Annotated in this window: 20 protein-coding genes; 11 read left to right on the top strand and 9 right to left on the bottom strand. The window is 71.6% G+C overall.

Annotated features, from left to right (window positions below):
- Positions 1 to 47: 47 nt before the first annotated feature.
- The 3 genes from LG278_RS19975 to LG278_RS19965 form a co-directional block, all read right to left on the bottom strand.
- Entirely contained in the window at positions 48 to 2,447 is a 2,400-nt protein-coding gene (locus tag LG278_RS19975; RefSeq protein WP_404389362.1) for an MMPL family transporter, read from the bottom strand.
- 103 nt (positions 2,448 to 2,550) lie between these two features.
- Positions 2,551 to 3,132, bottom strand: coding sequence for a TetR/AcrR family transcriptional regulator (locus LG278_RS19970; protein WP_404389361.1), 582 nt, complete (start codon positions 3,130 to 3,132; stop codon positions 2,551 to 2,553).
- A gap of 45 nt (positions 3,133 to 3,177) precedes the next feature.
- Positions 3,178 to 3,975, bottom strand: a complete 798-nt coding sequence (locus tag LG278_RS19965) for a deoxyribonuclease IV (protein WP_404389360.1) — start codon at positions 3,973 to 3,975, stop codon at positions 3,178 to 3,180.
- A 204-nt stretch (positions 3,976 to 4,179) separates the two neighbouring features.
- Here LG278_RS19965 and LG278_RS19960 point away from each other — a divergent pair, with 204 nt between their 5' ends.
- Entirely contained in the window at positions 4,180 to 4,695 is a 516-nt protein-coding gene (locus LG278_RS19960; RefSeq protein WP_404389359.1) for a DUF4395 domain-containing protein, read from the top strand.
- Between the two features lie 51 nt (positions 4,696 to 4,746).
- Here the strand turns inward: LG278_RS19960 and LG278_RS19955 are convergent, their stop codons facing one another.
- From LG278_RS19955 to LG278_RS19945, 3 genes are all read right to left on the bottom strand, one after another.
- Positions 4,747 to 5,463: an MBL fold metallo-hydrolase gene (locus LG278_RS19955; protein ID WP_404389358.1), complete on the bottom strand. Its 717-nt coding sequence runs from the start codon at positions 5,461 to 5,463 to the stop codon at positions 4,747 to 4,749.
- 79 nt (positions 5,464 to 5,542) lie between these two features.
- A complete protein-coding gene (locus LG278_RS19950) occupies positions 5,543 to 7,237 on the bottom strand; it encodes an alpha-amylase family protein (RefSeq protein ID WP_404389357.1) in 1,695 nt (564 codons plus the stop codon).
- Complete coding sequence (locus LG278_RS19945; protein ID WP_404389356.1) at positions 7,234 to 8,253, bottom strand: TIGR03885 family FMN-dependent LLM class oxidoreductase; 1,020 nt, start codon at positions 8,251 to 8,253, stop codon at positions 7,234 to 7,236. The genes LG278_RS19950 and LG278_RS19945 overlap by 4 nt, the downstream gene beginning before the upstream one ends.
- 184 nt (positions 8,254 to 8,437) lie before the next feature.
- On the opposite strand from LG278_RS19945, the gene LG278_RS19940 reads away from it, so the two are divergent.
- Positions 8,438 to 8,986 (top strand): type 1 glutamine amidotransferase domain-containing protein, encoded by a 549-nt coding sequence (locus LG278_RS19940; RefSeq protein ID WP_404389355.1) that lies wholly within the window; start codon positions 8,438 to 8,440, stop codon positions 8,984 to 8,986.
- 71 nt (positions 8,987 to 9,057) lie between these two features.
- Here the strand turns inward: LG278_RS19940 and LG278_RS19935 are convergent, their stop codons facing one another.
- Positions 9,058 to 10,704 (bottom strand): LLM class flavin-dependent oxidoreductase, encoded by a 1,647-nt coding sequence (locus LG278_RS19935; protein ID WP_404389354.1) that lies wholly within the window; start codon positions 10,702 to 10,704, stop codon positions 9,058 to 9,060.
- 71 nt (positions 10,705 to 10,775) lie between these two features.
- On the opposite strand from LG278_RS19935, the gene LG278_RS19930 reads away from it, so the two are divergent.
- From LG278_RS19930 to LG278_RS19915, 4 genes are all read left to right on the top strand, one after another.
- Positions 10,776 to 12,107, top strand: a complete 1,332-nt coding sequence (locus LG278_RS19930; protein WP_404389353.1) for a M20/M25/M40 family metallo-hydrolase — start codon at positions 10,776 to 10,778, stop codon at positions 12,105 to 12,107.
- Positions 12,108 to 12,124: 17 nt separating this feature from the next.
- Complete coding sequence (locus LG278_RS19925) at positions 12,125 to 13,600, top strand: MFS transporter (protein ID WP_404389352.1); 1,476 nt, start codon at positions 12,125 to 12,127, stop codon at positions 13,598 to 13,600.
- A gap of 4 nt (positions 13,601 to 13,604) precedes the next feature.
- Complete coding sequence (locus LG278_RS19920; protein WP_404389351.1) at positions 13,605 to 14,732, top strand: endonuclease/exonuclease/phosphatase family protein; 1,128 nt, start codon at positions 13,605 to 13,607, stop codon at positions 14,730 to 14,732.
- 77 nt (positions 14,733 to 14,809) lie between these two features.
- Positions 14,810 to 15,166 (top strand): TfoX/Sxy family protein, encoded by a 357-nt coding sequence (locus tag LG278_RS19915; RefSeq protein ID WP_404389350.1) that lies wholly within the window; start codon positions 14,810 to 14,812, stop codon positions 15,164 to 15,166.
- A 383-nt stretch (positions 15,167 to 15,549) separates the two neighbouring features.
- On the opposite strand, the gene LG278_RS19910 is transcribed toward LG278_RS19915, so the two are convergent.
- Positions 15,550 to 16,818 carry a DUF2786 domain-containing protein gene (locus tag LG278_RS19910; RefSeq protein ID WP_404389349.1) on the bottom strand — a complete coding sequence of 423 codons (1,269 nt, stop codon included), beginning with the start codon at positions 16,816 to 16,818 and terminating at the stop codon, positions 15,550 to 15,552.
- 114 nt (positions 16,819 to 16,932) lie between these two features.
- Between LG278_RS19910 and LG278_RS19905 the strand changes: the two genes are divergently transcribed.
- Both LG278_RS19905 and LG278_RS19900 read left to right on the top strand, forming a co-directional pair.
- Positions 16,933 to 17,748, top strand: a complete 816-nt coding sequence (locus LG278_RS19905) for an alpha/beta hydrolase (RefSeq protein WP_404389348.1) — start codon at positions 16,933 to 16,935, stop codon at positions 17,746 to 17,748.
- Between the two features lie 10 nt (positions 17,749 to 17,758).
- Positions 17,759 to 19,060 (top strand): RimK family alpha-L-glutamate ligase, encoded by a 1,302-nt coding sequence (locus tag LG278_RS19900; RefSeq protein WP_404389347.1) that lies wholly within the window; start codon positions 17,759 to 17,761, stop codon positions 19,058 to 19,060.
- 9 nt (positions 19,061 to 19,069) lie between these two features.
- Here LG278_RS19900 and LG278_RS19895 read toward each other — a convergent pair whose 3' ends face one another.
- Entirely contained in the window at positions 19,070 to 19,708 is a 639-nt protein-coding gene (locus tag LG278_RS19895) for a DUF1345 domain-containing protein (protein ID WP_404389346.1), read from the bottom strand.
- A 116-nt stretch (positions 19,709 to 19,824) separates the two neighbouring features.
- Here LG278_RS19895 and LG278_RS19890 point away from each other — a divergent pair, with 116 nt between their 5' ends.
- From LG278_RS19890 to LG278_RS19880, 3 genes are read left to right on the top strand one after another with little or no spacing between them, the layout of a single operon-like run.
- Positions 19,825 to 20,853: a diacylglycerol/lipid kinase family protein gene (locus LG278_RS19890; RefSeq protein WP_404389345.1), complete on the top strand. Its 1,029-nt coding sequence runs from the start codon at positions 19,825 to 19,827 to the stop codon at positions 20,851 to 20,853.
- Positions 20,846 to 21,586, top strand: coding sequence for a phosphatase PAP2 family protein (locus tag LG278_RS19885; RefSeq protein ID WP_404389344.1), 741 nt, complete (start codon positions 20,846 to 20,848; stop codon positions 21,584 to 21,586). Before LG278_RS19890 ends, LG278_RS19885 begins: the two co-directional genes overlap by 8 nt.
- Positions 21,583 to 22,314, top strand: a complete 732-nt coding sequence (locus LG278_RS19880) for a phosphatase PAP2 family protein (protein WP_404389343.1) — start codon at positions 21,583 to 21,585, stop codon at positions 22,312 to 22,314. Before LG278_RS19885 ends, LG278_RS19880 begins: the two co-directional genes overlap by 4 nt.
- Positions 22,315 to 22,377: the final 63 nt, after the last annotated feature.

The raw sequence follows: 22,377 nt of genomic DNA, 5'->3' as shown, positions 1-22,377 counted from the left end.
TGTGCGGTGACGCTGCACTGGATCCCGAACACCCGCGCTGTGGGGCCTCAGCGCACGCCGGAGCCCTCGAGCTCGCGCGCCTCATCCGGGCCCCGCTGCGCCGCACGAGCACGGGTCAGCGACTCACCCTCGACGTCGACGTCGGGCAGGAGGCGATCGAGCCAGCGGGGCAGCCACCAGGCCTTGTCGCCGAGCAAGTTCATCACCGCGGGGATCAGCGTCATCCGCACGACGAAGGCGTCGAAGAGCACGGCCACCGCGAGGGCGAAGCCGATCGACTGGATGAGGGCCTGGTCCTGCGCGATGAAGGCAGCGAAGACCGAGATCATGATGATGGCCGCCGCGGTGACGACTCGGGCGCTGAAGCGGAAGCCCTCGATGATGGAGTGCCTCGCCGAGTCGCCGTGGACATAGGCCTCGCGCATCCGGGTGACGAGGAAGACCTGGTAGTCCATCGCCAGCCCGAAGACGATGCCGATGACGAGGATCGGCATGAAGCTCATGATCGGCGCCGGCTCGAACAGGCCGAAGAGGCCCTCCTGGAAGACGAGCACGGTCAGGCCCAGGGTGGCGAGCACCGAGAGCAGGAAGCCGACCGTCGCCGTGAGCGGCACGAGCACGGAGCGGAACACCATCATGAGCAGCACGAACGCGAGCCCCACGACGATGGCGAGGTAGGGCGCCAGCGCCCCGGCGAGCCGCTCACTGACATCGGTCTGGATCGCGGTTACGCCGGTGACGCCGAGCGTCGTGCCGGTGGCCTGCTCCTGGGCGGCCTGGCCGTCGCGGAGCGCGGCGAGCAACTGTTCGGTCGCGATGTCGTCGCCCCCGCTCCGCGGGGTGATGAGCACCTGCGCGCCGGTGCCGGCCTCGTTCTGCGCGATGACCTGGGCGTTGGCGACGTCGGGCAGGCCGGCAGCCCAGGACGTCACCGTGCCGATCGCCTCGCCCGCGGCCTGGCCGCCACTGGTGGCGCGGGCATCCACCACGAGGAGCAGCGGGGCGTTGCGGCCGGGCCCGAACGCACCGTCGATGAGGTCGGCCGCGCGACGGGCGGAGGTCTCCGTCGAGGAGGTCGAGTCGGTCGGCAGCGCGAGGTGCAGGTCCTTGACCGGCACCGTGAGGCTGCCCAGCAGCACGATGCCGAGCAGGCCGATGATCACGGGGTGGCGGCCCACGAGACGCGCCCACCGGACGCCACCGTTGTCGGAGCCGGGCGTGCGCCGGTCCGGGTCGCCTCCCTGCAGGGCCTCGCGCCGGCTCGTGACCTCGGTGAGGTCGCGGGGCTCGGACTCCAGCTCGTCGGCGACGATGCGGTCGCGCCGGACCCGACCGGCGAAGGCCTTGCCGCCCAGCATGCCGAGCAGGGCGGGGAGCAGGGTCAGGGCGATGAGCACCGCGACGAGCACCGTGGCCGCGGCCGCGATCCCCATGGAGGTGAGCAGGGGGATGCCCACGACCCCGAGCGCGGCGAGGGCGATGACCACCGTCAGACCCGCGAAGACGACGGCGGAGCCGGCCCGGCCGACGGCGAGCCCGGCGGCCTCCTCGCGATCGTCGTGGTGCAGCAGCTCGGCCCGGTAGCGAGACAGGATGAAGAGCGCGTAGTCGATGCCGACGGCGAGGCCGAGCATCGTGGCCAGGATCGGGGTCGTGCTGCCGACGTTGACGAAGGCGGTCGCGGCCGTGACGCCGAGCGCCCCGATGCCGACGCCGACGAGTGCGGTGAGGATCGGCAGCCCGGCGGCGACCAGCGAGCCGAAGGTCAGCACGAGGACGAGCGCGGCGATGGCGATGCCGATGGCCTCGCTCGAGCCGCCGGGGAGCTCGAAGGACTGCAGCGCACTGCCGCTGGCCGCGACCGTGAGGCCGGTGGTGCGGGCCGCGGAGAGCGCCTCCGCGACGTGCTCCTGGGTGGCCTTGTCGATGTCGGTCGGCTTGTCGACGTCGAACGTCAGCGAGATGGTGCCGACGCGCGCGTCCTCGCTGAGGGGGGACAGAGCGGCGGCATTGGCCTCGGCGACCGCGCGCGGCTGACCAGCCTTGACCGAGGCCTCGACGAGCTGCTCGCGCTGCCCTGCTGCCGCGGCGACCGGACCCACGACGGGTGCGTCGGCGTCGATCTGCGGGGTGCCCCGGAGCGCGGAGACGAGGTCGTCGACCGCTCGGGTGTAGGTGGGCTCCCGGAGGGTCTGGCCCTCGGGAGCGGCGACGACGATGGTCGCGCCGGCGCCGTCGTAGGCGCTGCGCGCTCCGGGGAAGAGCTCCTGCTGCAGGGTCTGCGCCTGCTCGGAGGGGATGCCGGGGATGCTGAACTCGTCCTGCATCGGCTTGCTGATCGCGGCCGAGACGCCGGCGATGCCGACGAGGACGATGAGCCAGCTGACGAGGACGACCGGCCAGCGCCGGTAGGCGAGCTTGCCGAGTCGATAGAGGCGGGTGGCCATGGCGGTGCCTTTCGGGCGGTGATGCGGTTGAGGGCAGGACGAGATGGCGCCACGGCGGCGTGGCGGTGAGGCGGTGAGGCGGGGTGGGCGCGACGCGGGTGCGTCAGGCGAGGACGGAGCGGGCGGTGCCCACGGCGCGGCGCAGGTGGTCGACGAGGCCGGCGTCGAGGTCGGGCTCGCGGATGAACTCGTGCATCGCGTGCGCGATGAGGGCGCCGAGGAGGCTGACGACGACCTGGGCCCGGTGCGGATCGGACTCGCCCGGTCGGTCGGCCGCCATCGCGACGGCCTCGGCGCACACGGTGTCGAGCTCGCGGATGACCCGACCGATGAGCGACGGGTTGGTCTCCATGAGCTGGTGGAAGCGGGCGGCGTCGGCTCGGTCGGCGTCCTCACGGTCGAGCAGCTCGACGATGAGGGCGAGCAGGTCGTCGAAGAGGTCACCGGTCGGGCCGCCCGCGCGGAAGTCGGCGACGAGCCGGGGGTCGAAGTCCGGCCGGACCCCGAGCACAGCCTCTTCCTTGCCGCGCACGTGGTTGAAGAGGGTGCGGCGCGAGACCCCGACCCGTTCGGCCAGCTCGTCGAGGGTGAAGCCGTCGTAGCCCCGCTCGATCGTCAGCTCCTGAGATGCGATCGTGATCCGTCGCAGGGTGCTACGCCGTCGCACGGTTGCACTACTGGTCACGGAGTGCAGTTTTGCACTTCATGGCACCAGAGTGCAAACGGCGGATCAGGCGACCTGGGACCGCAGCCAGGTGATGTCAGCGGTCTGGCCCTCCACGCCCCCCGGGGTCTCGCACACGACCGGCGCTCCCGCAGCGCGCACCAGGGCGGCGACCGCCTCGCCGTCCAGCGTGCCGGATCCGAAGTTCGTGTGCCGGTCGGCACCGGAGTCCGCCTCATCGCGCGAGTCGTTGGCGTGGATGAGGTCGATGCGCCCGGTGATCGCCCGGATGTCGTCGACGACGCTGCCGAGGTCGAGCCCGCCGGCGAACGCGTGGCAGGTGTCGAGGCAGAAGCCGACGTCCTCGACCCCCGATGCCGAGCCGATGGCGTCCCAGAGCCGGCCGATGGCCTCGAGCCGCCGGGCCATCGCGTTGTCGCCGCCGGCGGTGTTCTCGATGAGCAGGGGCACCGCCAGGTCGAGGCCGTCGATGCACTTGCGCCAGTTGTCGAAGCCCTTGGCGGAGTCCTCGTCGACCCCGAGGTGCCCGCCGTGCACGATGACACCCTTGGCCCCGATCTCGGCGGCTGCCGTGAGGTGCTGCTGCAGCAGCTTGCGGCCCGGGATGCGGATGCGGTTGTTGAGGCTGGCGACGTTGATCGGATAGGGCGCGTGGACGTAGAGGTCGACGCCCGCCGCCTCTGCGTCGGCTCGGAGCGCAGCCGCCCCGGCGGCATACCGGATGACCGGGCCCTTGTAGCTCTGCGGGTCACCGAGGAAGAACTGCGACAGGGTGGCGCCGCGCGCCCTCGCCTCCGCGATGGGGTCCTCTTGGTCGACGTGCGCTCCGATGTGCAGGGCCATGAGGAGAGGGTATGCCGCTGGGCCCGGCTCGTCCGATGCTCCCCCACGCTCGCCGCGATGCGCTTCCACCCCGGTCCGCCGCTCCTTCCGGCACACCCACCCCGAGGCGGGCGCGTCCCCCTCGGGTGGATGTGGGGTGGTTTGGGCATCCGGATGCCGAGCAGGATTGGATAATCAAGGGTTATGCGTCCAATAATGCGGGTCATGAGTTCCTCGCGCTTCCCGGCCGTCGTCGACGACGTCACCGTCCGGCTCATCGCTGCCGTCGTGCTCGCCATCGGCGTCCTCGCCCTCGGCACCCAGCAGTGGTGGCTCTATGCGGTGCTCGCCGCCGACTTCACCCTGCGGGCCGCCCTCGGTCCGCAGGCCAGCCCGATCGCCCGGCTCGTGGGCCGGTGGATCCGGCCCGCCGTGCCCGCGGCGAAGCGACCGACGGCCGGCGCCCCGAAGCGCTTCGCGGCCGCCATCGGTGCCGTCATGACGGTCTCCGCGACGGCGCTCTGGCTTCTCAACGTCATCACGGGGTCCTCGGCCGCGATCACGGCCGTCGTCGTCATCGGCGCCGTCATGGTGCTTTTCCCGTTGCTCGAGGCGGCGTTCGGCCTTTGCGTCGGCTGCCGTCTCTTCGCCGTGCTCATGCGCCTCGGGCTCGTGCCCGAGGAGGTCTGCCTCGACTGCGCCGACATCACCCGGCGGCGCGCGCCCCAGACCGTCAGCTGACCCAGCCCGTCAGCGGACCCAGCCGCACGGCATACCCGCTCGGGGTGCCGCTCAGCCCGCTCGCTCGCGAGCGAGAAAGCCGCGGATCGCCTCGCGAGGGTTGTCGCGCAGCTCAGGGCCGTGGGTGAAGGCGGCCACGTCGTAGTCGAGCTCGCCGAGCACCTCGGCGGTGCGGGTCGTCATGGCGAAGTCGGTGCAGAAGGCGCGGATCGGCCACCGCAGCCGGCGGACGTTGAAGATCGCGTCACCCGTGATGAGCAGGCGCGTCTCCTCGTGGAGCAACGAGATGTGCCCCGGCGAGTGGCCGGGGGTGTGCACGACCCGCAGGCCACCAGCCACGGGGAGCACGTCGCCGTCGGTGAGCTCGCGGTCGACGGGCACCGGGGTGAAGGCCTGGCCGCCGGCCACCCAGTCGAAGAGCCGCCCGAGCAGGAAGCTGCGGTCGCGCGGCGGCGCCTTGCCCGTGCGGGCGTAGGGCGCGTCGCCCTCGTGGACGTCGAAGCTGCGACCCGTCCGGCTGGCCACGTGCGCGGCACCGCCCGCGTGGTCGGGGTGCGCGTGCGTCAGCACGAGGCGGGTCACGTCGGAGGGGGTCGACCCGATGGCGCCGAGCGCCGCGATGACCTTGGGACCGGATGACCGCAGCCCCATGTCGACGAGCGTGACCTGCCCGTCGTCGTCGCGCAGGATGAAGCCGTTGATCTGGTCGCGCAGCAGCGGGATGCGCCAGATGCCGGGGACGAGGGGCACGACCGGGGCAGGGGCCATGCCCCGATGCTAGGCGCTCGACCCGGCACGGGGGCAGGGGCGAGCGCCTGGCATCAAGGCGCGACAAGGCGCCGACGAGTCAGAGGAAGGACTCCTCGCCGGGCGCGAGGAGGCGCAGCCACCGGCCGGCGTGGCCCTCCACCCGCAGCTCCACGGGCGTGCCCGACGAGACCGGCACGTCGTCGTCCGCAGCCGCCGTGACGCCCAGGGCGTCGCGCAGCACGGCTCCCTCGGGCACGTCGTCGAGCGTCACGGTCACGGTGCACGTGTCGGCCCCGAGGTTGTGCACGGCCAGCAGGCGCCAGTCGTCACAGCGGCACAGATGGGCGAGCACCGCGGGCTGGTCGTGGTCGAGGATCTCGACCGTCGACCAGCCGATCTCCGGCATCTGCCGGTAGGTGCGGATGAGCCGGCGCATGAAGTTCCACAGCGAGTCGGGGTCGCGGCGCTGCTCGAGCGCGTTGACGTGCTCGGGGGAGAAGAGCCCCGTCGGGAGGGGTCGGGCGAGCCGGCGGGCGGGGGCCGTCGAGAAGCCGCCGTTGGGGCCGTCCGACCACTGCATCGGGGTGCGCACCGACAGCCGGCCCTCGACATCGAGGTTCTCGCCCATGCCGATCTCCTCGCCGTAGAAGAGGACCGGTGTGCCGGGGAGGGAGAACATCAGCGAGTAGACGAGCCGGATCCGGCGCTGGTCGCCGCCGAGCATCGTCGGCAGCCGGCGTCGCAGGCCACGGTCGAACAGCTGCATCTCGGGCTCGGGGCCGAACGCGTCGAAGACCTCGTGCCGCTCGGCCGTGGTCAGCTTGTCGAGCGTCAGCTCGTCGTGGTTGCGCACGAAGTTGGCCCACTGGCTCGTCACGTCGATCGCGGGTCGCTGGCGCAGGGCCTCGGCGAGCGGTGAGGCGTCGCCGCGGGCGAGCGAGAGGTAGAGCTGCTGCATGCCGTTGAAGTCGAACTGCATGTTGAGGCCGTCGCCGTCCTCTCCGCCGAAGAAGCGCTTCTGCTCCTCGTAGGGCAGGTTGACCTCGCCGAGCAGCATGGCGTCGCCGAGGCGGCGGGTGACGAAGGAGCGCACGTCGCCGAGGTAGCGGTCGGGTTTGAACGCCTCGGCGTCCTCGACCCCGGGCACGGAGTCGCGCGCGAAGAGGAAGGGCACGGCATCGACGCGGAAGCCCGAGACACCGAGCTGCAGCCAGAAGCCGAGGGTCTTGGCAATCTCTTCCTGCACAGCGGGATTCGCGATGTTGAGGTCGGGCTGGGTCTTGTAGAAGTGGTGCAGGAACCACTCTCCGGTGCGCTCGTCCAGCTCCCAGATGCTGTCCTCCAGGTCGGGGAAGACGACGTCCTTGGCGCTCGACTTCGGCTCGGTCGGCGCCCACACGTAGTAGTCGCGGTAGCGGTCGTCCGTGCTGCGACGGGCCGACTTGAACCACGGGTGCTGGTCGCTCGTGTGGTTCATGACGAAGTCGACGATGACGCGCAGGCCGGCCGACCGGGCGGTGCGCACGAGCTCGACGAAGTCGCCGTGGCTCCCGAGGCGGGGGTCGACACCGAAGAAGTCGGTGATGTCGTAGCCGTCGTCCTTGTTGGCGGTCGGATAGAGCGGCATCAGCCAGAGGCAGGTGACGCCGAGGTCGGCGAGGTACTCGATGCGCTCGGTCATGCCGCGCAGGTCACCCTGGCCGTCGCCGTCGGAGTCGGCGAAGGTCTGCACGTCGGCGCAGTAGAGCACGGCGTTCTTCCACCACAGGTCTGCGGTCTGGGAGTGCTTCACGAGCGCGCCTCCTCGCGTTCGACGGCCGGGGTCGCCGTCGTCGCGGGCGGCGGCGCCATGGGGTCGAGCTGCGGCAGGACGCTCTCTCCGAAGGCGTCGATGAAGCGCGACTGCTCCTTGCCGACGAAGTGCAGGTAGAGCTCGTCCCACCCCTGGTCGACGTACTCCTGCAGCCATGAGGCGTGCTGACTGAGGTCGTCGGACACCCGCACGACCTCGGCGACGTGCTCGGGCGTCACGTGCTCGGCCATGAGGTCGAAGGCCTCGACCGTCTCGGTGTCCCAGGCGACCGGCGGCCCGTGCACGTTGCTGCGCCACTGGTCGTGGGCGATGGCGAGCGCCTCGTCCTGGGTGGGTGCCCAGCTGAGGTGGATCTGCAGTCGCGCCGGGCCTCGGCCCCCGGCGTCGCGGTATGCCGCGAGCACCTTCTCGAGGACGTCGAGGGGTTGGTTGACGGTGATGAGGGCATCGGCCCACTCGGCGTGGCGCGCGGCGGTCGCGGGGGTGACGGCGGGTCCGACGAGCGGCGGCACCGTCTCGGGCAGGGTCCAGAGCCGGCCCCGGTTGACGGTCACGAGACCGTCGTGGTTGACCTCCTCGCCGGCGAGCAGCCGGCGGATGACGTCGACGCACTCGCGCAAGCGCTCGTCGCGCACCTCCTTGCGGGGCCAGGCAGCGCCCGTGACCCGCTCGTTGGCAGCCTCGCCGGAGCCGAGCGCGGCCCAGAAGCGGCCGGGGAACATCTGGGAGAGCGTCGCGATCGCCTGCGCCGTGATGGCGGGGTGGTAGCGCTGGCCGGGTGCCGTGACGACGCCGAAGGGCAGCGACGTCGTGGCGAGGGCGGCCCCGAGGAACGACCACGCGTAGCCGGACTCGCCCTGCCGGGCACTCCACGGAGCCAGGTGGTCGGACGACATGCCCGCGGTGAAGCCCGCCTGCTCCGCGTGTTGCACGTCGCGCAGCAGGGTGGCAGGGTCGATCTGCTCGTGGGAACAGTGAAAACCGATGACAGTCATGCCGATACGCAACCCGACCTGAGCGCCCCCGTCAAACGCCTGCGCTCTGCTGCGGGCCCTCCGGAGGGGCGCTGGTGCGGGGTGCGACGAGGTGGGTAAGGCCCGGAGGGGGGCGCGACAGCGCCACCGATGATCCATCCGGCAGCGCCGTGCGCTGCGCACCACCGCCACACCAGGAGGCACCGTGTCCAAGAAGGTCGCATTCCTCGTCGCCCCCGAGGGCATCGAGCAGGTCGAGCTCACCGAGCCGTGGAAGGCCGTGACCGACGCCGGCCACGAGGCCGTGCTCGTCAGCACCGAGTCCGGCTCGGTCCAGATGTTCCACCACCTCGACAAGGGCGACACCCAGAGCGTCGACGTCATCGTGGGCGACGCGACGGTGGGCGACTTCGACGCCCTCGTGCTCCCCGGCGGCGTCGCCAACCCCGATGCCCTGCGCACCGATGGCACGGCCGTCGCCTTCATCCGCGACTTCGTCGCCTCGGGTCGCCCCGTCGCCGCGATCTGCCACGCACCGTGGACGCTCATCGAGGCCGATGTGCTCAAGGGTCGCCGGGTCACGTCGTGGCCGAGCCTGCAGACCGACATCCGCAACGCCGGCGGCGAGTGGGTCGACGAGGCCCTCGTCACCGACGGCAACCTCATCACGAGCCGCAACCCCGACGACCTGCCGAAGTTCTGCGGTGCCGTCGTCGAGTCGCTCGACCACGGGGCAGCCGCAGCCAGCGCCTGAGCCGCCTGAGACGACGGAGCCCGCCCCACCGCATACGGAAGGGGCGGGCTCCGTCGTGCGGAGGGGCCCCGTCAGCCGAAGCCGTGCTGCGCGAGCGGGTGCACGAGCTCGCGCTCCTCGTATGACAGGTGGGAGAGCAACGTGTCGGTGAGCAGGTCGACCGTGCGCTGCAGCTCGTCGAGCGCCTCGCGCCCGGCGGTGCCGTAGCCGTCGGCCCCGACGATGCCGACGAGTGCCTCGTCGACCTGCTCGAGCACGTCGGCGATGACGTGGTGCTCCTGCTCGAGGCGGTCGATGACGTGCGTGAGGCTCGGCTGGCGGCGTCGCAGGTGCGGGAAGATGCTGCGGTCCTCGAGCGTGTGGTGGCCGGTGACGACGCGGCAGTAGGACTCGCAGTAGGCGCCGAGGGTCCAGTTGTTCTGGCGCATCGTCATCGTGTTGATGACCGAGCGCGCCTGCCCGACGGACAGCAGGCCGCGTCGCACCTGGTCCACGACGTCGCGCAGCTGGGTCAGCTCCGTGCGCAGGTGGTCGTGCACGTCGACGAGGTGTTGCGAGGTCGCCTGCTGGGCCGGGGTGTATGCCGCGTCGTCGGGCTTGGCGGTCACCGGCCGGTCGTCCTCGCGCCAGGGGAGCGACGGGCTGAGGCGCCTCCCGCTGTCGGGCGTCGGCTGCACGGCGAGCGGGGTCGCCCGAGGCGCCGGTGGGCCCTGGCGCGTGGTGTGGGCCGGGGCGGGTCGGGTGCCGGGTGCGGTCGCCGTGTCGTCAGGCGCTGCGAGTGCGTGGTCAGGCGCGTCCTCCGCCGGAGCCGAGGCGCGACGGGCCCGCTCGGCCTGCACGAGCTCGCGCACGGCGGGCGCGACCTCGTCGGCGAAGCGGCGCACCGTGTCGGGGTCGTCGCTGCCGAGCACGTAGGTGCTCATGCCCACCTCGAGAGTCAGGTCGGCCAGCTGCTCGGCCCAGTCGTCGGCCGTGCCCTGCAGGAAGCCGACACGGGTGCCGAAGCGGCCCGAGACGTTGTAGAGGCGCCGGATCGCCTGGGGTCCGCGGCCGGCCGCCTCCGCCGCCTCGTCGATGGTGGCGTTGAGGTCCGCGAGCGTGGAGGGCTCCGCGTAGCCCTGGCTCGGCAGCCACCCGTCGGCGAGCTGCCCGGTGACCCGGAGCATGCGGGGCTTGTAGGCGCCGAGCCAGATCTCGACGTCGTGGAGCGGTGTCGGGCCGGCGCGCATCCCCTTGACCGTGTAGTGCTCGCCCTCGAGGCTCACCGACCGCTCGCCGGGCCGGGCCGGGTCCTGACCCCACGTGCGGCGGATGATCCGGATCGCCTCCACGAGGGCGTCGACGGCCTCCTTCGGGGTGCGCCGCTGGCCGCCGGAGGCGACGATCGCGTCCCAGAAGGCCCCGGTGCCGAGGCCGAGCTCGGCGCGGCCGCCGCTGACGATGTCGAGGGTCGCGATCTGCTTGGCCAGGCCGACCGGCGGTCGCAACGGCAGGTTCGCCACGTTGTGCGCCACCCGGATCGTCGACGTGCGCGCCGCCACGGCCGTCAGCAGGGTCGAGGTGTCGAGGTGCGCCGCGTTGTAGGGGTGGTCCTGCACGGTGAAGAGGTCGAGCCCCAGGACATCGGCAAGCTGCGCCAGCTCGAGGGTCTCGTGCACACGGGCCGCGTCAGGGCTCGCGAACACCCCGAACTGCAGGTCGTGTCCGTAGTCAGCCATGTCCGGGGAACGGTCGGGGGCAGGGGCGGCATTCCCTGCACCCGGCGAACCGGACGGCATACGCTCCGGGGATGCGACGCAGCAACGGGGAGCCGGCGGTCGAGGCACTGCGGGCGCTGATCCGCATCCCGACGGTCTCGGACTGGGACCGCGCCAAGGAGGACCGGGCGGCCTTCGCCGCGTTGCTGGACGAGCTCCGGGTGCGCTTCCCCCGGCTGCACGAGGCGTGCGAGGTCGAGCGGATCAGCGGCGACGCCCTGCTCGTGCGGTGGGCCGGGCGTGGGCGGGAGGCGCCTGTCGTGCTCATGGCCCACCTCGACGTCGTGCCGGTCGACGACCCCTCCGTGTGGGCTCACCCGCCCTTTGCCGCCGACCTGGCCGACGGGTTCGTCTGGGGCCGTGGGGCGCTCGACTGCAAGGGCTCACTCGTGGCCACCTGTCAGGCGGTAGAGGACCTCATCGCCGAGGGCGTCACGCCGGGACGCGACGTGTGGCTCTCCTTCGGCTGCAACGAGGAGGTCTCGGGGCGGGCCGCCAAGGACGCGGTGGCGATCCTGCGCGAGCGGGGGGTCGAGCCGTGGTTCGTCATCGACGAGGGCGGCGCCATCGTCGAGGGCGTGCTGCCCGGGGTCGCGGCCGAGATCGCCGTCATCGGGGTCTCCGAGAAGGGCACGGTCGACGTCGACCTCACCGCTCGCGGTGACGGCGGGCACGCGTCCGCCCCGCGGCGGGGAGGGGCGACGGCCCGGCTCGCGCGGGCCATCACCCGTCTCGAGAAGCGCCCCTTCCCGGCCCACCTGCCCGACGCCACGGTCGAGATGATGGAGACCGTCGGACCCCACGCGCGTATGCCGTTCGGCGTGGTCTTCTCCCGCGCCCGGCTGCTGCGGCCCGTCCTCGCGCAGGTGCTCTCGCGGCTCGGCCACGAGACGGCGGCGATGACCCGCACGACCGTCGCGGTGACGCAGCTCTCCGGGTCGCCCGGCGCCAACGTCATCGCCGCGACGGCGCGAGCGCACGTCAACATGCGGGTCATGGTCGGCGAGACGGTGGACGGCGCGATCGAGCGGATCCGCAGCACGGTCAAGGACCCCCACGTCGAGGTGACCCTCGTCAGCGGCGACGAGCCGAGCCCCGTGTCACCCACGGACGACGCGGCCTACCGGCTGCTGGAGACCACGCTCGCCGACGTCTTCCCGGGCACGGTGCCGGTGCCCTACGTCATGCTCGCCGCCACCGACTCGCGGCACTTCCACCGGGTCTGGCCGCGCGTCTACCGCTTCACCCCGTTCCGCATGACGACCGAGCAGCGGGCCTCGATCCACGGCGTCGACGAGCGCATCGGCGTCGACGCCCTGCTCGACGGTGTGCAGTGGTATCGCCGTCTCCTCGAGCAGCTCTGAGCCACAGAAGGATTCGCATGACCGACGACACGGCCGTCACCGACGCCGCCCGCGCCCTGGCGCGCAGCCCGATCACGAAGGTCGTCGGCTTCCTCATCTGCGTCGAGCTCGCGAGCGGCGTGCTGCAGGGCTACTACACGCCGATCTTCACCGACATCGCGCGACACCTGTCGATCAAGGACGCCGACGTCAACTGGTTCGAGGCGGCGCAGCTCATCGTCTCGGCCCTCGTCGTGCCGCTGCTCGCCCGGCTCGGCGACCTCATCGGCCACCGCAAGGTGCTCCTGCTCTCGACCGTGGTCACGGCGATCGCGTCGTGGGGGGTCGCCTTCGCACCGAGCTTCGGGCTCTTCCTCGTCGCGTGGGCGCTGCAGGGCTTCTACGTCGTGTGGCTGCCCATGGAGGTGGCGATCATCCACCGCCGCACCCGTGGCTCCGAGTCGCGGGTGCGGGGGGCGGCCGGCCTGCTCGTCGCCGGGCTCGAGCTCGGGGTCATCGTCGGTGCCCTGACGAGCGGCGCGCTCGCCGAGTCCCTCGGCATGACGGCGCTGCTCGCGGTGCCGGCCGTCGTCGTGACGCTGGCGCTCGGCGCGATCTGGTTCGGGGTCGAGGAGTCGCCGGTGCTCGCGCACGGACGGGTCGACTGGCACGGCTTCGCGCTCATCACCCTGGTGCTCGGCCTCGTCATGGCCGGCCTCGTCCTGCTGCGCGTCGTCGGCCCCGCGAGCCCCTGGCCGTGGCTGCTCGTCGTCGCGGGCGTCGTCGCGCTCGTGCCCTTCGCCCGGGTCGAGCTGGCGCACCCCGAGCCGCTCGTCGACCTGCGGGTGCTCGGGGCGCCGGGGCAGTGGCCGATCCAGGCGACGGCGTTCCTCTTCGGCGTCTCCGTGCTCGGCGCCCAGATCCCGTTGTCGACCTTTGCCCGCACCGACCCCGCGGTGACCGGCTACGGGCTCGGCGCCACCGCCAGCAGCGTCTCGATCATCATCGGTGGCTACGTGCTCTCCCTCGCCGTCGGGGCGCTGCTGCTGCCCGTCGTCGGACGGCGCACCGGCACCCGGGCCGCGATGATCGGGGCCGCCGTGCTCGTGGGGGTCGGCTACCTGCTCTTCCTGCCCTTCCACGACACCCTCACCCAGACGATGACCAACATGGTGATCGCGGGCCTGGGCTCCGGAGCCCTCGTGGCCGGTCTGCCGACTGCCGCCGCAGCGGCGGCGCCACCGACCCACACGGGCCTCACCACCGGCATGACCAACACGACGAAGACGATCGGCGGCGCCTTCGCCTCGAGTGTCTTCGCCATCGCGCTCGCCTCCGCGGGCAGCGTCGACGCCGAGGCCACGGCGCACGCGTCCCTGTCGGGCTACCTCACCGTGTGGGCCATCTGCGGCATCACCGCGCTCGTCGCGGCGCTCTTCCTCGCCGTCGTCCGGCCCCGTGGCGGCCGGATGACCCAAGTGCCTCAGATGCCGATGCCGCCCGTGGGAGCGTAGGGCCATGCGCCTCGCCTCCTACAACGTCGAGAACCTCTTCGACCGCGCCAAGGTGCTCTCCTCGGGGGAGTGGAGCGACGCCCGCGCGCTGCTCGACGCCTACACCGAGCTCACCAAGGTCCTCCAGCAGCAGGACTACTCGGCGGCCGACAAGGCGACGATCCTGCGCCTGCTCGAGACCCTCGGCCTCAAGGCCTCGGACGAGACCCCCCTCTTCCTGCTGCGGCAGAACCGCGGTCGCCTGGTGCGGCGATCCGGGCCCGGCAAGGTCACCGTGGTGGCGAACGGTCGCGGTGACTGGATCGGGTGGCTCGAGATGAAGCGAGCGACCGTCACCGACCTGGCCGTGCGGCATACGGCCCAGGTGGTGCACGACGTCGGCGCCGACGTGCTCGGCGTCGTCGAGGCCGAGGACCGCTGGGCGCTGCGGCACTTCAACGCCGACCAGCTCGCCCCGCTGGGCGGGCGCATCTACGGGCACGTCATGCTCATCGACGGCAACGACGAGCGGGGCATCGACGTCGGGCTGATGACACGGGGCAACCTGCCGATCGGCAGCATCACGAGCCACGTCGACGACGCCGACCTCGCGGGGCCGATCTTCAGCCGGGACTGCCCCGAGTTCGAGATCGCGCTGCCCGACGGACGCACCCTCGTCGTCATGGTCAACCACTTCAAGTCGAAGGGGTATGGCGGGCGGTCGGCCACCGTGAAGCGCAAGCGGCAGGCCCAGCGGGTGCGCGAGATCTACGAGCAGCGGCGCGCCGACGGTTTCGACCTCGTCGCGATCGTCGGTGACCTCAACGACACCCCGAGCAGTGCGGCGCTGTCACCGTTGCTGCGCTCCGGCGGCACCGGCGTGGCCGCCACGCGCAGCGACCTGCGCGACGTGTCGGCCTTCGCGGGCTTCGACGACCTCGGCCGGCCGGGCACCTACGGCACCGCCGCCAAGGGCAACAAGATCGACTACATCCTCTGCTCGCCCGCCCTCTTCGAGACGATCACCGCCGCAGGCATGCACCGGGCGGGGGTGTGGACCGCGTCAGGCAAGTGGGAGATGTATCCCACGCTGACCCGAGAGCAGGACGCCGCCTCCGACCACGCTGCCATCTGGGCCGATCTCGACCTCTAGGGCGGGGCCGGCGGTCCTGTCGGTCCTGTCGGTCCTTCCTGTCCGTCCTGAGCTCGTCCGGGTGGTTGCATGGGCCCATGACCGCGCGCGAGTCCGAGGACGCCACCCGAGCCGAGCTGCGCCGACTTCTCGCAACGGAGCCCGGTCTCGAGCCGGACGGCGGTGGGGGTGTCGAGCTGCGGCCGATGTTCGGCACGCTCGCAGCCCTCGTCGACGGCCACGTCTTCGCCATCGCGATGGCTGACGTCATCGGAGTCAAGCTCGATGCGGCCTCGCTCGAGGAGCTGAGCGGGCTCGAGGGCAGTGAGCCGCTGACGATGGGCACCCGCACGATGCGCGCGTACCGGTCGCTGCCGGCAGGCCTATCGGCCGACGAGCGCACCACGTGGCTCCGGCGCGCTCGCGACCACGTGCGCCAGTCGCACGCAACCTGAGGTCGAGTGCTCACTTCCTGACGGGGTATGCCGGGTGGCGGGATCTGACCAAGAGGCCACTCGACGGTGGGCTCAAGTCGAGTGCCCACTTCCCGACGGGTGCCCTGGGTATGCCGGGGGTTCGGGGGTGTGACGAAGCCGCCGCTCGACGGAGAACGTCCGTCGAGTGCTCACTTCCTGACGGGACTGCCGGGGTCGGGGGTGTGACGAAGAGGTCACTCGAGTCTGGGGAGGCGTCGGGAAGTGGGCACTCGACTTTGGGTTGGCGTCGGGGTGTGAGGAAGAGGCACTCGAGTCTGGGGCGGCGTCGCGAAGTGGGCACTCGACTTCGTGGTGGGTGTGACGGCGAGGCCACTCGAGGGAGCGGGGGAGAGGAGGTGGGGTCAGGGGGTGATGGCGGGGCCGGAGCCCAGCTCGGCGCGGTCGGCGGCGGCCCGCCCGGAGTGCCAGCCCTCGGCGTCGCGCACCGAGCCGACCGAGTGGGCTCGCAGCTCGGGGAACCACGTGCTGACGGCGTCGTCGACCTCCTCGGCGCGCGCAGCGAGGAGGGGCACGAGCTCACGTCCGGCCGAGCGCACGGTGGCCGAGGCGGCGACCTCCTCGGCGGCCGTCACCTCGCGCAACCGCTCGCCGATGCGCGACGCGTAGGCGGTGAGGAACGACTGCCGGAACGACCGGGTGCGGCTGCCCCCGTGCCGGTCGGTGCGAGACCCTGCCGACGTGAGGGTGCGCGTCGCCTGCACGAGGAGCGAGGTGAAGAGCACCTCGACGCCCTCGAGGTCGGACTCGAAACCGATCACCGTGCCGAAGCCGAGCTCGCGGCTCCACACCATCCGGCACCGGTTGGCCGAGGCGACCGCGTCGAGCAGCATGGCCTTGGGCCCGTCGTAGGGGTTGTCGATGCCGATGCGGCGCCCCTCGGGCGCCGTGTGGTCGCGCAGGCGCGTCGGGTCGGCGGCGGCGAGCACCGCCGCGTCGATGCTGTGCCGCGCCATCAGCGACTGGGCGCCGGCGGTGAAGGTCTCGGCCTCGGCTGCGAAGGTCGTCGACTCGGCCTTGGCGAGGAGCAGGCGCACCTTGCTGAGGATGCGCTCGTCGACGGCCGGGCGCTCGCCCGCCTCTCCCTCGGACGCAGCGGCGGGCGGCACGACGGTGCCGGGCAGCGGGGTGAGCTGCTCGAGCACGGGCAGCCGGGCGAGCAGGTGCAGCACCGTCAGCGCCCGTGACACGAGGGTGAACCAGTCGACGCCACGCTCGCGGTGTGCGTCGAGCAGGGTGCTGGACGCCGGCCACCACGCCTCACCGCCCTGCTCGCGCAGCTGGGTCCACCAGCGGCGGTCGACGCTCGTCGGGGCGTAGCGGCCGAGCTCGTGGCTCATGACGTCGACCGCGAGACCCTGCTCGGCGGCGCCCAGCCGGCGTCCGGCGAGGCGGTGCACGTCGCTCGGCTGCCACCCGCGGTGCCACGCCATCGAGGTCGCGGCGGTGAGGCTGTCGAGCAGGGTCACGACCACCGTGCGTTGGGTCGCCGCCGACGCGCACCTGCCCGCGAGCGTGACGGCGGCGTCATCGAGGCGGTCGCCGAGGCCGTGGTCGAGGGCGTGCAGCGCCGCGCTGACGAGCGCAACGACCTCATCGCTGTCCGTGCCCACCGTGCCCACCGTGCCCCACCTCCGTGTCGTCGAGCGCCCATGCTGTCACCCGAGACCCATTGGCCACCGGGTCGGACCGTGGGCCTGTGGACAACGGGAACTAGGTTGGTCCCCGTGGGGCGCACCAGGATCACCGTCACCGGCACGCCCGTGGGCGAGGTCGACCTCGCGCTCGTCACCCCGCACGGCACACGCCGCACCGAGGCCCTGCCGCTGCTCCTCGCCCACGACGGGCCGGAGTACGCCCGGCGGGCGCACCTGCTCCAGGTGCTGCACGACGCCCACCTCGCCGGTCGCGTGCCTGCCATGCGGGTGGCGCTGCTGCGACCCGGCCCCCGCAACGCACGGTATGCCGCCAACGCCCACTACGCCGAAGCGCTGACCGAGCACGTGCTGCCAACGGTGCTCACGGCATACCGGACCGTCGGGAGGCCCACCATCATGGGGGCGAGCCTGGGGGCGCTCGCGGCGCTGCAGGCCGAATGGCTGCGCCCGGGCACGTTCGCGGGCCTCTTCCTGCAGTCTGGGTCGTTCTTCCGCAAGCGGATCGACGGCGAGGAGAGCTTCGAGCACTGGGACCGCGTGACGACGTTCGTCTCTCAGGTGAGCCGCGCCCGTCGCCGGCGCAGCCACGCCCGCATCGTCCTCACGTGCGGCTCGGCCGAGGGCAACCTGCGCAACAACGAGCTGATGGCACGCACGCTCGAGCGGCAGGGACACGACGTCGACCTGGACGTGGTGCCCGGCCGGCACGACTGGCCCTCGTGGCACCGGGCGTTCGACCCGCACCTGCTCGACCTGCTGGCCCTGACGACGCTGGGCGCCCGAGCCGTGCCGACGATTCGGGCCACCCAGACGACGAGCGGAATCGCGACAGATGGCGCGCTACCTGCAAGGATCGCTCTCGTTGACCGAGCCACCGGACCCTAGGAGCTGCACGATGACCGAGAACGCCCCGCAGCAGTCGGCCGAAGACGTCGACGTGACGCCGTCATCGACGACCCGGACGCACCTCGTCGGTCTCCTGCTCGGTGCCGAGGAGGACTGGCCCACTGCGTTCGAGGAGCTGTTGCGGCTCGTCGGTCCGATCACCACCGACGACGGCGTCACCCACGAGCTCACGAGCGAGCGGCTCACCATCGAGCCGTTCGACCTGCGTCAGCCGGTGCGGACCGAGCTCGTCATCGACCGCCTCGCCTACTGGTACTACCACCCGCGCGAGTGGCTCAAGAAGGCCGCGCTGATGAACGACACCTACCTGCTCAACAGCCCCTTCACCTTCCAGTCAATGGAGAAGCACAGCGCCTACGTCGCGCTGATGCGATTGGGGCTCAAGGTCCCCGAGACGTGGCTCGTCCCCTACAAGCACCCCGTCGACAACGTGCGCTGGGCCTACACCTCGGCGAAGTACAACCAGCCCTTCGACCTCAAGGCGATCGCCAACGACCTGGGCTACCCGATGTACATGAAGCCCTTCGACGGTGGCGGCTGGCGCGGCGTCTCGCGCATCAACGACGAGGCCGACCTCATCAAGGCCTACGACGAGTCGGGCGAGATGCTCATGCACCTGCAGTCGACGGTCGACTACGAGCACTTCGCGCGGGCGCTGTCGATCGGCCCCGAGACCATGGTCATGGACTTCCGTCCCGACCAGCCGATGCACAACCGGTATGCCGTGTCCTACGACTTCCTGTCACCGTCGGCGGGCAAGCAGACCGCGGCCATCAGCCGGATCGTCAACGCGATGTTCGGCTGGGAGTTCAACTCCTGCGAGATGCTCGTCGCCGGCGACGACGTCTATCCGATCGACTACGCGAACGCCTGCCCCGACGTCGCGGTGACCTCGCTGCACTACTACTTCCCCTGGGCCATCAAGGCGCTCGTGAGGTGGTCGGCCTACTGCCTCGCCACCGGGCGCCGCGGCCCGATGGACCTCGAGATGCGGCGCTACTTCGACGTGGCCGACCGCACCGACCTCGACGACGAGCAGAAGCTCGACGCCTACCTCGCCATCGCCGACGAGTACTTCGAGACCGAGGCCTACTGGGCGTGGTGCCAGCGCCACCTGCCGCACCTCGACGCGGCTGTGCTCGAGTGGGTGCAGTCCGATGCCTTCACCCGGATCCTGCGCTCGACGGTGCAGGCCACCTACCCCGCCCACGAGCAGGACACCTTCATGGCGCACTTCTCCGGGCTCATCGGGCTCTGGGTGTCGGACGAGAAGTCACGCCTCGGCGTCTGAAGGCTGGGTTCAGCCGCCCAGACCACCGAGACCGGCGAGCAGGTTGATCGTCGCCGCGATGACGATCGTGCCGTAGAGGTAGGCGAGCAGGGCGTGCCCGAGCACGACCCTGCGCACGAGCGCGGTGCGCAGGTTGGTGTCGGACACCTGGTAGGCCATGCCGAGGTTGAAGGAGAAGTAGGCGAAGTCCGAGAAGGTCGGGTCCTCGTCCTGGTTGAAGTCGATCGGCGGCGTGGGGCTCGCGTAGTAGACGCGTGCGTAGCGCAGCACGTAGACCGTGTGCACGCAGAGCCAACCCACGGCGACCGCCCCGGCACCGATGAGCGCCTCGACGACCTGGGCGGCGCCCCGTGACTGCCCACCGATGAGCAGCACCGCCACGCCGCAGAGGCTGGCGAGCCCGACGATGATGACGACGAGGTCGTACCACGCCGCGTCGCCGTCACGCCCCGCCACCTTCGCGCGGGTGTCCGGGGCGTCGTGCCCCAGCAGGTGCACGAGCAGCGGCACGGCGAAGGCGAGCCCCCCGACGACGAAGCCGACGAGCGCGTGGGTCAGCAGGTGGCTGCTGGTCCCGAGGGGGACGAGCAGCCCCGCGAGCACGCCCAGCACGGTCGCGAGGAGGAGGCGGTGGCGGATGGTGGGCACGGGCGCAGGCTACGCGTCGGGGGTCCGTGGTGGGCCCCGCGGCAGCGTGGGTATGTCACCGGCTGGTCGAGTCGACGGCCGCGTCCCCCTCACGCCTCGAGCCCTAGGATCCCCCCATGTCAGACACCGTGCCCGAGGCGCCCCGCGCCCGCCGCAGCCTCACCGTCGTCTACAACCCCGTCAAGGTCGATGACCTCGACGCCACGAAGCAGCTCATCGGCTCCGCCGCCGCGACGCACGGCTGGGACGAGCCGAAGTGGATCCCGACGACGGCCGAGGAGACCGGCGAGAAGCAGGGCCGCGAGGCCGTCGAGTCCGGTGCCGACGTCGTCGCCTCGCTCGGGGGCGACGGCACCGTGCGCGCCGTCGCGTCCTCGCTCGTCGGCACCGACTCCGCGCTCGGCCTGCTCCCCGGGGGCACCGGCAACCTGCTGGCCCGAAACCTCGGCCTGCCCATCGACTCGCTCGAGGACGCCGTCGAGGTGATGCTCTCGGGCTCCGACCGACGCATCGACGTCGGGCTCGTGCGCACCGGCGACAGCCTCTCCGAGATCGGCGCCGACTCCACCGCCGGCCCGGGCGGCCGCGCCGACGACCCCACGGAGGGGCGTCGCGACGGTGAGGAGGTCTTCCTCGTGATGACCGGCATCGGGCTCGACGGCGAGGTCATGGCCGACACGAACGAGAAGGTCAAGAAGGTCGTCGGCTGGGTGGCCTACATCTTCGCCGCGATGCGCAAGATCTTCGGTCGCGGCTTCTCAGTCGCGGTGTCGGCCACCGGGGGACCGGGCGAGGTCGATCGCCCCGGAGACCGCATCGGGCGCCACGCCCGCAGCGTCGTCATCGGCAACTGCGGCACCCTCCAGGGTGGCATCGAGCTGATGCCCGAGGCGAAGCTCGACGACGGGGTGCTCGACTCGGTCGTCGTCGCACCGAAGGGCTTCTTCGGCTGGCTGTCCGTCTTCGGCGACGTCATCACGCACCACCGCACGGGCCACAAGCGCCTCGACCGGCTGCGCGGACGCGAGTTCACCGTGCAGACGAAGGACGCGGTGGAGACCGAGATCGACGGCGACCCCATCGGCACGCGTCGCGCCCTGGCGGCGCGCGTGCTTCCCGACTCGTTGGTGGTGCGGGTTGGCTGACCTCGAGAGGCGCGGGCCCGAGCCGCGCGGCGGTCGGGGCCGTCGGCTGCTCAAGGCAGTCGGCTTCGGCCTCGTCTTCGCCGTGCCGGTCACGGCGCTCGCCTTCGTCGTCCGCGAGAAGTTCCTCCCCGTCATCGAGTTCGACGAGCGCGTCATCGTCGCGGCGACGGACATCACCCGTGACAACCCGTGGCTGCGCACCGCGCTGATCTGGTGGCAGGAGGCGACCCAGCCGCGGGTGCTCTACGTGCTCGCCACGATCGTGTGCATCGTCGTGTGGCGCAAGTACGGCCTGCGCAGCCGCGCCCTGTGGGCCTTCGTGACGATGATGGTCGCCTGGGCCCTGCAGCTGGCGCTCAAGGAAGTCGTGCATCGCGCCCGTCCCGTCGTCAGCGACCCGGTGTCGCACGCCCCGGGCTACAGCTTCCCGTCCGGTCACGTCGCCAACTCGGCGGCCATCGCGACGGTGCTCGTGCTGCTCCTCTGGCCGGTGCTGTCGCCGGCTGGGCGTCGCTGGCTCGTCGGCGGCCTGTCGGCCGTCGTCGTCGTGACGTGCCTCGACCGCGTCTTCCTCGGCGTGCACTACCCATCGGACGTGCTGGCCGGCGTGCTCTTCGGAGTGGGCCTCGCCACGGCCTCCTACCTTGGCTATCTCGGGTGGAACCCCACTGGACCCGATGACACCCCTCCGCCGGAGGGACGCAGCGGGCCTGAGACGAAAGGCGATTCGTGAACCACACCTTCATCCACCGCTATGAGATCGACAGGTCACGGCCTCCGGTGGGGTCGGCCCTTCGCGACATGGCCCTGCGGGTGCTCGCGCCGGCCGTCGTGCTCTTCGGCGTGATCGTCGGCATCGGCTTCCTCATCGTCGGCCCGCTGGCCGACCTGAAGTCCGAGGAGTCCATCAGCACGTCGCTCGCTGGCGGGCGCACCGAGCTGTGGAACGCCATCACCAACGTGTGGTCGCGCATCGGCAACACCGAGATCATCATCGGGGTCTGCATCATCATGGTCGCCCTCGTGTGGTGGCGCACCAAGGAGTGGTGGTATGCCGTCGTGCCGGCGCTCGCGATCTCCGCGCAGGCCAGCGTCTTCGTCGCGGCCACGACGATCACCGGGCGCGACCGTCCCGAGGTCACGCGCCTCGATCCGGCTCCTCCGACCTCGAGCTACCCCAGCGGCCACATGGGTGCCGCAACGGCGCTCTACCTGACCTTCGCGATGATGGCGCAGCGCATCGAGCTGCCCTGGCTGCGTCGGCTCGTCACGGCCCTCTGCGTCCTCGTGCCGCTGCTCGTGGGCTACGCCCGCCTCTACAGGGGCATGCACCACCTCTCCGACATCGTCATCGGCGCGGTCAACGGCGTGATCTGCATGCTGCTCGCGTGGAACTACCTGCGCCGCAAGACGTCTGGCGCGAAGGTCGGCGCGCAGGCACGCGAGGCCGTGCGGCGCTGACGTCGGCAATCGAGGCGAACGTCTCTGACACGCCGATCGCCGGGAACCCTTGGGGTTCCCGGC

The sequence above is a fragment of the Humibacillus xanthopallidus genome (assembly GCF_044793955.1).
GTDB lineage: Bacteria > Actinomycetota > Actinomycetes > Actinomycetales > Dermatophilaceae > Humibacillus > Humibacillus xanthopallidus_C.
The sequence above is the reverse complement of the archived record's forward strand: the minus strand, read 5'-3'. Positions and strand labels throughout refer to the sequence as shown.